Below are 16,691 nucleotides of genomic sequence, written 5' to 3' on the forward strand. Positions count from 1 at the left end.
ATTTCATAATTTTAGATTCCTATAATTTCTATTTTAAATATATTTTATAGGAATTTTAAAATAACTAGGTTATGCAAGAAGTCTATTATGTAAATCAGAAAAATATGTTAAATTAGGATATAAATTAGAGTCTAAAATTCACGCAGGAACATTTCAAAAACAAGCACTGCCCATAATTGATGATGGATAACTTAACAGCAACAAGTAACCAATAATATTTAAAAATTTGTCACTACGCACAACACCAATTGGAAAAAATAATCCCGATAAAAAAGCAAATAATAAAAAAATAAAATTGCTACCACTAAAATAACCTTCAAATCATTTGAACAAAGCGCAATTAAAATACCAATTAAAGATGCTAAAAAAGAACTTAATATAATAGCTCAACATAATGCAAGTCAATTAATTCATTCAATATGAATTCCTTCACCATAACTAAAAAAGCAATTAAAAATAACCAAAGTGAACCAATTAAACTAGTAATTAAATTAATGGCAATTAAAACTAAAATTAATTGATAAATTGAAGCTTTTAATAAATGCAATTGGCGTGCAAAAGTAGTTTTTCGAAATTCATAAAAAGCAATTGCTAAATCAAGAATACCACTAAGAACCCCCACTAATAAAATTGACCCTGGTAACGATAAATAACTAGCATTACTATTAAACATATTAGTCACACGAATGCTAATAAAATATAAAATAACTGGTAAAACAAATGTTACTAAATAAGTATGTCATGATGTAAATCAATATTTACTAACAACACGTAATAATGGTAAGTTTATTCTGGCTCCTTAGTTTTTAAGCACTAATAATAATTTCTATTTTAACATCGTGTTCTTCAACTGGCAAAGGGGTTGGCACTAACTGTTCAGTAAATGCTAACCCAATCACAAGATGATAATAATTTTTTAAAAACCGATCATAATAGCCTTTCCCATATCCTAACCGAAAATTGTTTTGATCAAAAGCAACGATTGGAACAACAAGAACATCAATTTTTTCTGCATCAATTATTGGCAATGAATTTAATGGTTCATAAAGACCAAAACGTGAATTAAATTCTAAATCAGTTGTTAAATTGGTAATATGATAAAATTTTAAATTATTACCATCTATTTGTGGTAATAAAACATTAATTTTTAATGCAAATAATTGCTTAATAATAAAAATAGTATTAACTTCATTTTTGATTGAATAATAAAGAGCAATTGTTTTACTATTTTGTACACCCGGATGTTGAAAAAAAGTATTAAAAATCTGAGTTTCTTTTTGCTGTCGTAACTCAGATGAAATCTTGCTTCTTACAAGCAATTTTTCTTGTCGAATTTCTTGTTTAGCACGAGTTATCATTAACCAACACTACCTTCCATATCCATTTTAATTAACTGATTTAATTCAACTGCATATTCCATTGGTAATTCTCTTGTAAATGGTTCTAAAAATCCCATAATAATCATTTCCAAAGCTTCTTGTTCTGATAAACCACGACTTTGTAAATAAAATAATTGTTCCTCAGAAACTTTACTTACTGTTGCTTCATGCTCAATTTGTGATTCATTATTATAAACTTTATTCTGAGGAATTGTATCGGAATGTGATTTTCCATCTAGAATTAGAGTATCACATTCAACCCTAGCTTTTGAATACTGTGCTTTTGGTCCAATATGAACTAACCCACGATAGTTTGCTGTTCCACCATTAAAAGTCATTGATTTAGAAATAATTTTAGAAGAAGTATTTTTTCCCAAATGAATCATTTTTGAACCAGCATCTTGAATAACATTTTCCTTTGCTACCGCAATTGAAATACATTGTCCTTTACTATTATTTCCTTTTAAAATAACACTCGGATACTTCATATTAATTTTTGATCCAATATTACCATCAATTCATTCCATTTGACCATTTTCATCAACAATGCTACGCTTTGTTACTAAATTTAAAACATTATCACTCCAGTTTTGAACAGTTGTATAACGCATTTTTGCATTTTTTCCCACAAAAATTTCAACAATAGCAGCATGTAAAGAATCACGAGAATAAATTGGTGCTGTGCATCCTTCAATATAGTGTAATTCTGCATCATCATCAACAATAATTAATGTGCGTTCAAACTGACCACTATTCTGATAATTAATCCGGAAATAAGCCTGCAATGGTTTTTCTAATTTAACTCCCTTTGGAACATAAATAAATGATCCACCTGATCAAACAGCTCCATTTAAAGCAGCATATTTATTATCTGTATTTGGTACTAATGTTCCAAAATATTTTTTAAATAACTCTGGATGTTGACGTAATGCGGTATCACAATCTAAAAAAATAATTCCTTTTTCTTCAACTTCTTTTAACATACTTCCATAAACCGGCTCACTATCATATTGAGCTTTAATTCCAGCTAAATATTCACGTTCGGCTTCTGGTAAACCTAACCGGTCAAAGGTTTTTTTAATTTTTTCAGGAACCTCATTTCATTTTGTTGCAATATGTTCTGTTGGTTTAATATAATAAATATACTCATCAAAATCTATAAATTCTAAGTTTGGCCCTCAACTTGGATTTTTTATTTTTAAAAAATTATGATATGACTGTAACCGATATTCTCGCATTCAATCTGGTTCATTTTTATGATCTGAAATTTCATTAATAATTGTTTCATTAAGACCTTTCTCAGTATTATAGTAAGAAATATCTCCATCATTAAAACCATATTTATAACTAGAAATTTCTTTAATTTCTTTTTCTTGCTTTAATTTTGGCATTAATAAGACCTCCTTTGGCATTAATCATTATCTGTTTTTAATAAATATAATAATAATGTTTGAAAACCATTAACACCAATTGTCGCACATTTAATTCGATTAGGTTGTTTTGCAATATTAATAAAAGCAATTAAATCGTTTAACTTGTTCTTATCATATTGTTTGTCAAAAACCATTGCTAAATAATTTTCAATAATTGCTAAACCATCCTTCATTGTTTTTTCTTCTAGTTCTTGCGCCATAATGTCACTTGATGCTGTTGAAATTGCACAACCAACACCGTCAAACCGAGCACTTATAATTTTATTCCCTTCAATTATTAATTCTAAATAAATATCATCAATACATGATTCAGAAGCTTGATGAATTGAATAAACTGTTGGTTTCTTTGTTAAACCTTTGTACTGTGGTTTTGAATAATGGTCCATAATAATTTGTCGTAAAAACATTGGGTCATTTTTATTAAATTCCATTTAAACCAACCTTCCTAAAAAATCTTTCTCATTTGCAAGTGCCGATACTAACAAATCAATATCTTCATAACTATTATAAATTGAAAAACTAGCTCTAATTGTATTTTTCTCTGGAATAACAGTACCAATTAATCGCGCACAATGATCACCACTCCGAACAGTAATCTTATTGCGGCTTCCTAAATGCATTGTAACATCCTGACAAAAAACATTTTTAATATTAAAAACTAATGTTGGTCCCTTGCTATCAGGATTATAAATTATTGCTTTATCTTTTAATTTTTTATTAAACTGTTGAATTGCATATTGTTTTAACTGATGATTATATTTAATAATTTCTGTTAAAGTAAGGCTATTAACAAAATCAATTGCTGCTCCAAAACCAAAAATATCAGCAATATTAGCTGAACCCGCTTCTAACCGGTCTGGTAATTTTTTTAAACTATAATCTAAACCATTATTATCAATTCGAGTATTCATACCACCGCCAACAATTAACGGCTGTAATTGTAGCAATAATTCTTCTTTTCCTCATAAAATCCCAATTCCAGTTGGGCCAAAAATTTTATGGGCTGAAAAAGTAATAAAATCAGCATTTCACTTTTGAACATCAGTTGGCATATGAATAACACCCTGTGCACAATCAATCACAACAATTATTTCCGGATTAATTTTTTTAATCATTGTAACAATTGATGTTGGATCATTTTCATATCCTAAAATATTTGGCACATTAGCAAAAGAAACAATCTTTGTTTTAGCAGTAATAACTCTTGCTAATTGTTTTAAATCAATTTGAAAATTTATTTCTGGTAAAAACTTAACAACTGCTTTTTTTTCTTGCGCCATCCTATATCACGGTAAAATATTTGCACCATGTTCTTGTTTTGTAATTAGAATCTCATCACCCGCTGTAATCTTTGAACTTAAACCATACGCAATTTGGTTTAATCCATAAGTTGCTCCAGGGACAAAAATAACTTCTGAAACCTTTTTAGCATTAATAAAATGCTGAAGTTTCTGACGAACAAGTTCATATTGAACATTTGTTTTATATCCTAAATCACTATCAGTATTATGCGGATTAGTTCCATAATTTGTATAATAATCATTAATAGCATCAATAACAACTTGTGGTTTTAAGTTAGTAGCAGCACTATCAAGATAAATTTGCTCAGAATTATTTTTAAAAAAAGGAAATTGTTTTTTAATTTCTCTATAATCAATCATCATTATTTTCCAATTTCTGTATCAATTTCATCAATAATATTTTTTTGTAATTCCTCATCCTCAATTGCATCAATCACATTTTTAAAATAACCCATACAAATTAATTTTCGAGCCTGCGTTATTGTCAAACCTCTTGTTTGTAAATAAAAGATTTGCTCTGGGTCTAGCATCCCAACCGCATTAGCATGACTTGCTTTAATATCATTTTCATCAATTAACAAAATCGGATCAGAAATTGCTTTTGAAGTTTTATCAAAAACTAGTAATCGTAATTCTTGATGAGCTTCTGATTTACCCATTGTTTTTTCAATATGACTAGTACATTTAACGGTTTGTAATGAATTATCTTTTGCAATTGAGTAAGTTTTAATTTCACTTTCGGTTGCTGGGGCTAAATGATGAGCATAAATAATCGCATTTTTATGATATTCATGTGTTGACAGACTTGCCAAATAATATTTAATAGCACTACGTTTACCCCGCAAATTGAAGGTAATGTTCTCAGTAATACTACTATTAACAATATTTAAGTGATAAATATTAACTTGTGCTTTTTCTAATAAGTTATAAAAAAGATTAGCTATTTGTTCACATTCACGATTTTTGTAAATATTAATAATATTAATTTGACTATTAGCAGGAATATTGTAGTTAATTGTTACTTCTGAAGTTAAATTTAAAAAAAACAAAAAAGTTTCATTAACAAGATTACTAGCAAAATTAATATTAATAACTTCACCAGCTTTATTATTCGTAAATGTTAATTTGGGTGTTGTTGCATCAATAGTAAAATTGTCACCAATAAGTTTTTGTTCATTCATTAAAACTTGCATTTTTATTTACCTTTTTGAGCAGCACACCCAATTCCCGCTAAAGGTTTAACACCCCTTTGTTTATTTTCTACTGTTAAATCTAATTCTTGTAATAATCATTCGTATCCCTCTTCGTTAATTTTTTTAACTAAATTATAATCTCCACTTTTAACAATTTTACCCTTAACAATAACATGAGCATGTGTTGGTTGCACTAAATTAAAAAAGCGATCATAATGGGACACAATAATTGCAGCAAAATGCTTATTTCGCATTTTATTTAACTCAGTACTAACAACATTTAAAGCATCAACATCTAAACCTGAATCAATTTCATCAATTAAAGCTAAAGATGGGCTTAATAAATTTAACTGTAAAATCTCATTTTTTTTCTTTTCTCCCCCTGAAAAACCAGTATTTAAATAACGACGAATCATACTATCATTAATTTTTAAATTTTTAATATTACGTTTAATATCTTGGTATAATTCTGGTAATTTAATTGGTGAATCACGATGAGCATTAATAATTGCTTTTAAAAAATCTAAATTTAAAACTCCAGAAATTTCAACTGGTGATTGCATTGCAAAAAATATTCCCATTTTACTTCGTTCATCAACCGTTTTGTTTAAAATAATTTCCCCATCAATTAAAATATCCCCACTTTCAACAGTATAACTAGGATGCCCCATAATTGTTGATAATAAAGTTGATTTTCCATTTCCATTAGGCCCCATTAAAGCATGAATTTCATTAACATTAACAGTTAAATTTAAACCATTTAAAATAATATCATTATCAGCAGAAACAAATAAATCTTTGATTTCAATTTTTTTCACTTTAGCCCCTCCTTTGAAAATATGTATTATATTAGTCCCGAAGTGAAATTATCTTTATTTTTTAATTAATAAAGTCTACTTTTATTGTACAATAAAAGTAGACTTTATTATATTTTTTTAATAGAATGTAGTTAGTATTTTTTATCAAAAAGTACAAAAATAAAAAGTCAAGAGGAAGGATGAACTAAAATGAAAAAACTTTTATCATCACTAAGCAGTATGATATTAGTGGGCGCAACCGCATTTGGAACGGCGGCTTGTAGTACTAAAGAAAAAAATAATCAACATAAAAATGAAAATGATGATAGCATTTGGGCATGAATTCCAGGAATTTTTGGTGGTAAAAAAATCACTTCTCCTGATATTTGAAGTGTCTTAGAAAATCCATTTGTAAATGCCGGAAATGGAAAATGAACAAATGATCCAACCCAATGAGATGGCGCAACAAGAATCAAAATGTCAGTTCAATTAATGCAAATTTTAAGCGTTGCAATTTTAGCAAACCCTGATAAATTTTTTGTATCAAAAGAAACTACAATCGGCGATATTGCTGATTATAAAAATTTAAAAGACATTTTAAAAACACAATGACAATTACTAATCACAAATACAAATAATACTGTTGAGAGAAAGAAACAAAGTTTTAAAGACAGTGAGAAAAAAAATTGAGAAAAAAAATATCATGATTTTTTAGATTCAAACTATAAAGATATCAGCGGTGCTAGTGGCAACAAAAAATATGAAATTGAAGAACAAAATTATAAAGCTGCCATTATGACAACTGGTGCTGATGGCGGAATTAGTGCAACACAAATGTTAACTAATGTTTTATTAAATAACAATATGCGTGTATACAGACAAAATAACACTGAAAGCGCAGTTATAATTTTAAGGGATTTTGCTAGTTTCCTTAAAAACGAAAATAAAGCAGACGATTGAAATACTGACAATCAAAATTTACGTACTCAATTGGCATTAGCTTTTAGTTGAAATGAAGATGAAAAAGAATTTATTGATAATCTATCAAACTTAACAATCGCTGAAATTAATACTCGTATTAATACAATTGCAACAGATTTAGGAACTTTTAATTATAAAATTACGGAATATTTGAGTAAGCATCCACCAGTTGCAACACCTATTTTTAAAAATTCATCTAAAACATCAGTTGGTACTCCTGAATTAAGTGAAACATATGATGTTGGGCAAATATCATTATTTCAAAAATATATAATTGAAAAATGATTCCAAAATGAAAAACCTTTAGCAATTTCAAAAATAACATATGCTTTTAAATCCGGAGCAACACCAACTGATAATGGTTTTACAGCAGATAGTTTTGATGAAACAACAAAAACACAAATTGATAAAGATTTAAAAACTTTATCTTCAGCTAAAAGTTGAGAAGACTTTACTACTAACAGTGAAGGTACAGTTACTCCATCATCAGATTTATTAACTTTAAGTACACAAGCTGATGCTGTTAAATCAAATATTTTAAAATCAAGTGTATATAATAGCATTAATGCACCTAATAGCATTAATGCACCTGGTGATATAAATGTTACGGTAAGTAAAATTAATCGTAAAAATCCAACCGTTCCAATTAGTGCTGCCTGAAAAATTGGTACTACTAATGATATTGTTATTAGTTTCTTTGATACAAATGGTTTAAACTTAGTTCATATTGATGGCCGCGAATATCTAAAGGATGCTGACCCAACATCATACGACGCTTATGATAGCAATTGACAATTTAAAAGTTTAAATTATTCAAGTAATTTTTATAGTTCATTAACAGATAAATCAAAAATCATGACAGTTGACAAAGCAAAACAAAAGATGAATACACAATTTAGTAATGCTCAATACTTATGATATTTAGTAAATCGTAGTTTAGTAAATAGCAATAATAACAGTAAACTAAAATTTAATGTTTTAAATGAAGTTAAAAAATATGCTACATTAAGTTCTGGTTCTGGTTCAACTGATGATAAAACATGATGATTTTGAATTTATGACTTTTTCAATAATTTTAATAATAAAATCTTAACAAATGGTGCTGGTCCTCAAGAATGATTGAAAAACTTTCTTACTTTTAAAGATTCAGAAAAACATGAGACAAATCATGATTGATTTATTTCAATTATTAATGCAATGTCAACTAATTTATCAGGAGGTGCTGTTCAACGTTTATACAGTAGTTTTGAAGCAGAAAATAAAACAATTGAAGGATATAAAATGGGAGGACCCGCTGCTAAGATTGATCCAAAAACTATTGTTGAAAAAATTAGTAACGCAAAAGTATGACATGAAAAAATTGGTTTAAATTACACAAAATTAAGTGTTTTTGCAAAAACTCCATTATGAGTGTATCAATTTCCTCCTGTAATAACAGATCCAATAAAATATTTTTATAAAATAGGAGGTAGACGATAATGAAAAAACTACTAAGTATTTTAGGAGCAATGTCTATTCTTTCTTCTACTGGCACAAGTCTTTATGCATGTGCAAAAAAAGATTTTGAAAGATTTACCGACCCCGCAATTGCTGATGAAGTTAAACGTTGAATTATTGCACAAATTAATTCAGAAAATGAATTAAGTGTTGTCAAATATTCATTTAATGACATTTTCACTAAAGCAGCCCTAAAAGAAATGGCTGTAAGATTATTAGATACTAATATTTCAAAATTTTTCTATGCTTCAGAAGAAGCAACAAGAGCACGTTATACCGGAGTAACAATTAACGTTAACCAACCTGATTCATTATTAATAAAACAATTTATTAACTTTGTTGAGCAAGTTGCACTTGATAATTTAAGTACAAAATACTTTACTGGAATTTCTAATTCAACACCTTTAGAAACAACAATTGCAGGACAAGGATATGCACCTGATTATCAATCAGAAGGTTGATATGTTGGCGGTACTCAATCATATTTCTGAAAAGGAACAGATAAACCAAATTATATGAAATCAAGAAAAGAGCAAGGAGAAGCTAATTTCGAAATTAAAAGTAAAAGTGCTGGAGCTAATTATACTGACTTTAATACAATGTCAGAAAATGAAAAAAAAGTTGCATTAAAAGTTCGGTTTAAAGATTATTATACACATGTTGAAGTACCAGCAGTTATTGATAAAATTATTACTGCAACATACTTACACCAAAACGAGATTAAGCGCTATGGTAGCGGAGATAATAGTTCAATTTATCTAAATAGAAATAGTACATTATTTAATGCTATTCAATCATGAGATACCATTAGTGGAGCACGATGAAAATCATATGTTAAAATGGTGTGAGAATTAAAACTAGATAAAGAAGAATTAGACAAATTATTTAATAATAAAGATACAGATAAAGGACCATTAGCAAATGTTGAACAATTAAATTCTGATTTAACTAATAATCAGGATATTTTAATAAAAAAACTTAAAAACATGTTTAATGAGAAAAACCAAAGTAAAATCTTTAATAATATGATTAAAGATGGAATTGATCCAATTTTTGGGATTAGTGGTTTTAAAGGATTTGTTGGAATTGATAAAAATAAAAACCCAAATGATATTTTTACAACTTTAAACAATGCTGATGCATATAAACAAAAAATTATTGATACAGAAACACCATGTATTATAAAATCAGGTGAAGGAACAGACCCTTCAAGTTACCAATTCTTAGATACAAATAAAAGATACGGGTCAGTTGTCTTAGTATTACCAATTTATGCTGTTGATTTAATGAAAAATATGAATATTAATTATAAAAATGATAATAAAAACAATAAAGAATTATCATTAACTTGATACGGATCAGGAGAAACACCAACTGATTTAGATCAAGCTTGATTAGCACAACAAGGTGGTATTAAGCGTTCATTATCATGATTATATAATGAAAAAGGTTATTTAGGAACATACAATGAAAATGGTGAAGCTCTTTATAATGAAGATGGAACACCAGTTGACATTACAAAAAATATTAAAGGTCAAATCCTAAAATGAATTGAATATACTTTTGCACAACAACAAAATTTACAAACAGCAGCAAAAACAAGATTATATTCCTTAGCCTTTGCCAATAATCCAGAAAATGTTTATTCACAAACTCTGTATGATGCAATCGGATCATATATTATTAAAGAAGATTAAAAAAATCTTCTTTTTTTATATTAAAAATAACTTAATTAATTAACGATAGTAGTTATTTGCTATAATTAATTACATAAGGAGCTGAAATTAATATGAATGAAAACAATTGTATTTTTTGTGAAATTATTGCCCAAAAAATACCAAGTAAAAAAATTTATGAAAATAACTTAGTTTATGCTTTTTTAGATGCATTCCCCAATAGTGATGGTCATACCTTAGTTATTCCAAAAAAGCACTTTGAATATTATAGTGTTACTGATGATGAGTACTTAACAGAAGTTGCTAAAATTGGAAAAATAATTGCCCAGAAAATGTATCAAACATTAAAACCTGTTGGAATTAATTATGTTAGCAATGAAAAAAGTGAAGCTTTTCAAAAGGTTTTTCATTATCATCTTCATATTATTCCAAAATATCAAAAAGATGAAGGATATAACTTTAAGATTAACGTTGATAAAGAAAAACTACGTGATTTGGCAGAAATTCAACAAATGTTAATTTTAAAATAAAAAAAGTATTTATAAGCAAAATACTTTTTTTATTTTCTACTATCTAAAAAATTATAAATAGCTTGATAATTTGGTTCATTTCCAATTGGATTAACAATTTCAAGATATTCTACAATATTATCTTGGTTTAAGATAAAAACTGCTCGTGGCAAAATTTGCAAAGCAGTAAAAACTAATCCTGTTTTTGTCCCAAAATCACGATAATTATAATCTGACACTAAAAAATGTGCTTCATCTCTAAAAGATTCACAACATCTTTCTTGCGCAAATGGTAAATCACGTGAGACTGTGATTAATCGTGCATTAGGATAATCTTTCATATTTTTGTTAAATTTAACAGTTTGAGTATAACAAACACTTGTATCAATACTTGGAATTACCGATATAACTTTATATTGTGTTTTAACATCACTAAGGTGAAAATCACTCATATCAGCATTAGTTCCTTTAAATTCTAACTTATCACCAACTTTAATAATATCTTGGGTAAAATGTGAAAATACATCCCCATCTAATTTAAATGCTCCCATTTTTATGGCCTCCTCTTTTCTTATTTTTTCTTCATTATTAATGAGATGAGCTCCATCTCCATTAATAATCATACTATTATTTTTAGTTACAGTAAATTCTGCTTCAATAATATTTTGTTCAAAATAATCATTATTCTGATAAACATTGCTTAGTTTAATCACACGCTGGTTTGTAGAGCCAATTAATCGTCGTTTTTTATCTAACTTTTCAATAATAAATGGTCCATCAATTAATATATCAATTTTAGATAAAATTGCTGGATGCTTTTCTAGCAATAGTTCATATAAAAAACCAGAAAAAACAATTACTGTTAAATTATTTGTTTGACATAAAGTGACTAGTTCTAAGAGCGCTCGTGGTTGAATAAATGGTTCTCCCCCTAAAATGGTAATCCCCTCAATTTGAAAGCGCTCTTTAGCGTCTCTAATCGCCTTAAAAAGGTCACTGACTTCCATTACATTCCGATTAATGAGAGGAATCATTTCCTGATTACTACATCCTTTGCAATTAATAATACAGCCTTGCATTCATAATGCGAATCGTTTTCCAGGCCCTTCAATGGTTGTAAAAGAAACAAAACGATTAAAATTAATTAAATTACTCATTTTTTATTTAAAACAATATTCAATTTGATGACCATTTGCTTGTGCTAATATTGTTTCTCCAGCTTTAAATTTAGTTTGATTTGCAAAAATAAATGAACTCAATCCATCAACGACATGCTTTTCAATACTATTTAACAAATCACGACCACCTTTTTTATCATCAGCATCCTGAATAATAATTGGTAAAATTTGTGGTAAATCCATAAATTCTAATTTAATCTTATATTTTTCTCAAACAGCTGTTTGAATGGGCTGTAATTTTTGTGTAATTAATTTTGCTTTAAAATTAATATCCTTAATAAAATTAAACGGAATAATATTATTTCCAATTCGCCCTAATAATTCTGGTCGTTTTAATTCAGTTCGAAAATGATCAGATACTTTTTGAATAAATTGCTTTTCAATTTCTAAAAATGATAAATTATCATCAACTTCACTTGCACCAATATTTGAAGTAAAAATAATAAACGAATCAGAAAAAGTAACAGTTTGACCTTTATTATCAGTTAAACGACCATCTTCTAAAATTTGTAAGAATTTATCTAAAATTCGCGGATGGGCTTTTTCAATTTCATCAAATAAAAGTACACTAAATGGCTTTTCTTTAATTGCATTTGTTAATTGTCCACCTTCTTCATAACCAACATAACCAGGTGGTGCACCAATTAATTTTTGATCACTTGCTTCTTGGTTATATTCCGACATATCAAACCGAATACAATTTTTTTCATCACCAAATAAAAATTTGGCCAACGCTTTTGCTAATTCAGTTTTTCCTACTCCAGTTGGTCCAACAAAAAACAATGTACCTTTTGGTTTTGTTCGTTTTGATGAATATTGAACACCTGATAATCCAGTAAAAGCTTTATAAACAACATTTTTCACTTTTTCAATGGCATGATCTTGCCCAATAACTCGTTTTTTTAATTCTTTTTCAATAGTTGCTAATTTTTCATAATTCATTTCTTCTCATGGTGAAACTTTATCACCGTATTGATAAGAATTTAATAATTTTTCAAATGGTAAGCGTTCTGAAATATTGTTTGAAAACTTAATTAATTGATAAACTTCTTTCAAAGTTCATCCTTCCATCGTATCATAAATATCTTGTAATTTTAAAATATCAGTATTTAAATCTTCGGTAATTTTAAAAAAATTCTTATTAGTTAAAATGAACTTTTCTCGTTCTTCACGATTTGGTTTTGTTAAAGTAATTGTTGTTACATCTGGATTATGCAAATAAAATGACGTTGGCAATTTTCCAACACTATTAGTGATAAAAATAATAGCTGTATCAAAATCAATTATTTCTGATTGATCAAATTTTTTATCTCGAAAAGCTTTACTTAATGAAATTAAATTAACACGTTCTTCTTCACTTAAGGTCTGTTCATTAGAAAATAAATAATCAGAAAAGTCAGCAATAAAAGCAACTTTTTTAGAACTTGCAACTAACATATTACGACGAACAATGGTAAAAAATTCTGCTAAAGTTGGAAATTGTCCCGTTGGACCATTCTTTTCTTCATTTGCATTTTTAATTACTTCTTGACCAAAATCATATGCTTCACCTTCTTTATTCTTTTGTTGTTTTTCTACTGTTAATGTTAAATTTTTCAGATTTCCTCCGCTTAGACCATCAATCCGGTCTCACATAAAAATATCATTAAAGCCTTTTTCTCTTAATAATCCAAATAATCGATCTTTTAAACCAACATAACCACTATTTGTTTGATAAATATCATTAACATTGCCTTCAAGAATAACACATCGTTTAATTCCAATTTGATTTTTTAACTTATCTAAATTACTTTTTACACTCATTTATAGTCACCTCTAACTATTTCTTTAATTATAATGTTTTTTAACCTAAAAATGTTAATTATTTCTTTTTTGATTTACTATCAATTTGAATCTTTGCTTGATTCATAATTTTATCAGGATTTAAATAAGATTTTTTCATTTCTTTTGATAAAGAAACATCATACATTGATAAATCGTTAATAAACGGTTGTTCATCTATATCATGTGCATGACCTTCATAACCTTCAAATTTATATGTAAAGCGCCCATCTAAATATACTTTAAAAATTGCCTCTTCTCCGGTTACTTTTTTTGCGTAAACAATAACTAAACTATCTTCATTTTCTTTCGTAATACGAATATCATTACTATCAACAATAAAACCACGTTTTTGAATTGCTTGTAAAATTGATGTAATAGCATGTTTCCGCGCTGATTCATCTAATTGTTTATTAATAATTTGATTTTGTAATGCTAAAGCTTTTGCGTTTAAAACAGTAGTATCAGCTGCTGGCATTTGGGCAAATTCTTCTAATGCTGGAGCTAATTCTGTATTAACAAATTTATCATCACTAATTTGTTTTTTAAAACTACTAAGATATTGTTTTTTCAAAAAATCAGTTGAAATATGATAATTTTTAACTTCTGTTTGAACAAGGTCAGAAATAGCCTCTGGGTTTAAATTACTGAAATGATTCTTATTTGTTTTAAAAAAATTCATAATAAAAGCTTTTGATTCATTATCATCAAACATTGCTATTAATTCATGTTCTAATTGTTGATAATTTAAATTAACTCGGTTTTTTAAATTAGATAACCGTTGGTTTGTTTCATCTTCAATTACTTTTATTTTCAAAACTTCAATTTTTTGTTGAATTTCTGCTAAACGAAGGCTTTTTTGTTCCAAGAAAAAATTAACTCTTTTTGCCAATTCTAATTCAACATGTTCAACTTTACTAAATTCTTTAACTAACGGGTTATCCTCTAAATCAGTTAAAATTTGATCTAACTCAACTAAATATTGTTCAATTTGTTGACAATTTAACCCACTAGCATCAATTTCTTGTAATTGTTGTAATAATAATTTTAAATTATCTTTAACAAAATTAATATTTAAATTTAATCGTTCAATCTTTTTTTGGTAATTATACATTACTTGTTCAACACTCATACTCATTTATATTAACACCTCTTCTAATTCAAGTTTTATTTTTTTTAAAGCATTTCGATTTTTATTATCATTGTGTTCATTTCTTGCTTTCTCACAATATAAATATAATGTTAATTCTTGATAAAGTTGCATAATTTGTTTATATTTATTTTTATCAAACACATCTTTTAAAACAAATAATTTTTCATTAATATGTTGTACAAATTGATGTTTTGTTTTTAAAAGTGGAGTAATTTTTTCTTCCATTAAATTCATTAAATATAATGCTGCCTTATCAAAAGAACATAAATTAAGATATTCCTGAAATTTGCTTTCAGAATTAAACATATTTTTAAATTTAATTGCCTTATATTTTATTTCTAATTGTGACAAAGAATAAAGTAATTGAATTATTAATTCATTACTATTGTTAATATTCTTGCAACGTTCTTTAATAATCTCAACTTTATCTCATATTTCTTGTCAATGCCGTTGTAATCCACTTGTTTCTCGCTTTTTCATTTCTTTACAATACTTAATATATTCTTCAGCATAACTATATAAATTAATTAATAAAGTACTATTTTTTTCTAAAGTTGTAGTTGTTATTGCATCAAATAATTCACGATGTAAATCATTATTATTGATTGCAAAAAGAAATTTATCTAAAATTGCAAAAAGATTTTGATTTCAAATTTTTTCAATAATTGATGAATCTGCAATATTAGTTAATGCTAATAATTGGTTTAAAGAAACATCGTTTTTGTCATAAAGTTCTTGCAACATATTTAAAACTTCTTTATTTGATAATAAAGTATTATTAGTTAACACTTGATAAGCTTTAATAATATTTTTTTGCAATTTTGCTTGTTGTTTCATAAGGGCAATTAAAGTTTTATGCATTTTATTAAAATAATTTGGTTTTAAATTTAAATTACTTAAAATTTGTTCAGATTGATATAAAACATTAATTTTATTATTAAAATCATTTATGGTCATACTTTTCAATATATTATCAAAAGTTTCTTCATTATTATTTAAAATATCAATTAAATAACAGTAAATAAAAACGTTTTCAATTTGATTATTATGAATTATTTCATAAATATTTGCCTGTTGACGATTTATTAAATTTTTTAATTCCTCTAAAATTTTATTAAATAACATCTGACTATACTTCGGAAGAAATTTTTGTGCTGTTATAATATTACGGTTTAGCATAATAAGTTCTGTTGGTTGTAATATGTAAAGTTCAGTCTCATTTTTATCATTGATGAATAAAGTTAAAAATTTATCATTAATTGTTAAAATCGCACTAGTTAAATAAAAAATTGGAATTGAGCCAGTTAAATCATGCATTGTAGTTGTCTGCTCAGTATTAACAAAAATAATACAACTAATATTATTATCATAATAATATTTATTATCTAAGACTGCTTTTGGTTTAACACTTGCTGCATTAATAATTATAATTCTCGGATTTATTAATGTAGAAGTAATATAACGCGGATCTTGTTGATAATCACTTTCTAATATATTTGTTGCTACTTTTTGAAGATTTAAATTAAAATTATCCCTTAAAGTTTTAGCCATTTCGGTTAAAAAATAATCAACAATTTTTGTTTTTAAATTAACATTATCTTCAATAATTTGTTGCAATTGGTGGTCATTAATAATTTGAATTTTAATATCTTTAAAAGTGGTTAGGGACAATATAACTTCTTTTTCTTCATAAGCCTCAATCAATAAATTGTTAATTTGATTAATATTATAGTAGATTTCTTGCCTCTTATTAGTGCGAATTGAAGTAAATGT

The 16,691-nt window shown here is 26.8% G+C and carries 15 protein-coding genes; 3 read left to right on the top strand and 12 right to left on the bottom strand.

Annotated features, from left to right (window positions below; all coding sequences use genetic code 4):
* Positions 1-69: 69 nt before the first annotated feature.
* The 8 genes from EHU54_RS00640 to sufC all read right to left on the bottom strand — a co-directional run bounded on the left by EHU54_RS00640 (position 70) and on the right by sufC (position 6,124).
* Positions 70-333, bottom strand: coding sequence for a hypothetical protein (locus EHU54_RS00640; protein ID WP_400248379.1), 264 nt, complete (start codon positions 331-333; stop codon positions 70-72).
* A 40-nt stretch (positions 334-373) separates the two neighbouring features.
* Positions 374-682 (bottom strand): hypothetical protein, encoded by a 309-nt coding sequence (locus tag EHU54_RS00645; RefSeq protein ID WP_400248380.1) that lies wholly within the window; start codon positions 680-682, stop codon positions 374-376.
* Between the two features lie 124 nt (positions 683-806).
* Complete coding sequence (locus tag EHU54_RS00650) at positions 807-1,358, bottom strand: 5-formyltetrahydrofolate cyclo-ligase (protein WP_400248381.1); 552 nt, start codon at positions 1,356-1,358, stop codon at positions 807-809.
* Entirely contained in the window at positions 1,358-2,770 is a 1,413-nt protein-coding gene (gene sufB, locus EHU54_RS00655; RefSeq protein WP_400248382.1) for a Fe-S cluster assembly protein SufB, read from the bottom strand. Before sufB ends, EHU54_RS00650 begins: the two co-directional genes overlap by 1 nt.
* A 20-nt stretch (positions 2,771-2,790) precedes the next feature.
* Positions 2,791-3,243: a Fe-S cluster assembly sulfur transfer protein SufU gene (sufU, locus tag EHU54_RS00660; RefSeq protein ID WP_400248383.1), complete on the bottom strand. Its 453-nt coding sequence runs from the start codon at positions 3,241-3,243 to the stop codon at positions 2,791-2,793.
* Entirely contained in the window at positions 3,244-4,476 is a 1,233-nt protein-coding gene (locus EHU54_RS00665; protein ID WP_400248384.1) for an aminotransferase class V-fold PLP-dependent enzyme, read from the bottom strand.
* Positions 4,476-5,306 (bottom strand): SufB/SufD family protein, encoded by an 831-nt coding sequence (locus EHU54_RS00670; RefSeq protein ID WP_400248385.1) that lies wholly within the window; start codon positions 5,304-5,306, stop codon positions 4,476-4,478. The genes EHU54_RS00665 and EHU54_RS00670 overlap by 1 nt, the downstream gene beginning before the upstream one ends.
* 2 nt (positions 5,307-5,308) lie before the next feature.
* Positions 5,309-6,124, bottom strand: coding sequence for a Fe-S cluster assembly ATPase SufC (sufC, locus tag EHU54_RS00675; RefSeq protein WP_400248386.1), 816 nt, complete (start codon positions 6,122-6,124; stop codon positions 5,309-5,311).
* A 189-nt stretch (positions 6,125-6,313) separates the two neighbouring features.
* Here sufC and EHU54_RS00680 point away from each other — a divergent pair, with 189 nt between their 5' ends.
* The 3 genes from EHU54_RS00680 (at position 6,314) to EHU54_RS00690 (ending at position 10,787) form a co-directional block, all read left to right on the top strand.
* Complete coding sequence (locus tag EHU54_RS00680) at positions 6,314-8,563, top strand: hypothetical protein (protein ID WP_400248387.1); 2,250 nt, start codon at positions 6,314-6,316, stop codon at positions 8,561-8,563.
* Complete coding sequence (locus EHU54_RS00685; protein WP_400248388.1) at positions 8,563-10,278, top strand: lipoprotein; 1,716 nt, start codon at positions 8,563-8,565, stop codon at positions 10,276-10,278. Before EHU54_RS00680 ends, EHU54_RS00685 begins: the two co-directional genes overlap by 1 nt.
* 92 nt (positions 10,279-10,370) lie before the next feature.
* On the top strand, positions 10,371-10,787 hold the full coding sequence (locus EHU54_RS00690; protein ID WP_400248389.1) for an HIT family protein: 417 nt from the start codon (positions 10,371-10,373) through the stop codon (positions 10,785-10,787).
* A 29-nt stretch (positions 10,788-10,816) separates the two neighbouring features.
* Here EHU54_RS00690 and tpx read toward each other — a convergent pair whose 3' ends face one another.
* The 4 genes from tpx to EHU54_RS00710 all read right to left on the bottom strand — a co-directional run.
* On the bottom strand, positions 10,817-11,923 hold the full coding sequence (gene tpx, locus EHU54_RS00695; RefSeq protein ID WP_400248390.1) for a thiol peroxidase: 1,107 nt from the start codon (positions 11,921-11,923) through the stop codon (positions 10,817-10,819).
* Between the two features lie 3 nt (positions 11,924-11,926).
* Entirely contained in the window at positions 11,927-13,747 is a 1,821-nt protein-coding gene (locus tag EHU54_RS00700; RefSeq protein WP_400248391.1) for an AAA family ATPase, read from the bottom strand.
* A 58-nt stretch (positions 13,748-13,805) separates the two neighbouring features.
* Positions 13,806-14,903, bottom strand: coding sequence for a hypothetical protein (locus EHU54_RS00705; protein ID WP_400248392.1), 1,098 nt, complete (start codon positions 14,901-14,903; stop codon positions 13,806-13,808).
* The coding region (locus tag EHU54_RS00710; RefSeq protein ID WP_400248393.1) for a hypothetical protein at positions 14,904-16,691 on the bottom strand (1,788 nt) is incomplete at its 5' end. It abuts the gene before it with no gap.

It is taken from the genome of Spiroplasma sp. ald (assembly GCF_044714355.1).
Lineage (GTDB): Bacteria > Bacillota_I > Bacilli_A > Mycoplasmatales > Mycoplasmataceae > Spiroplasma > Spiroplasma phoeniceum.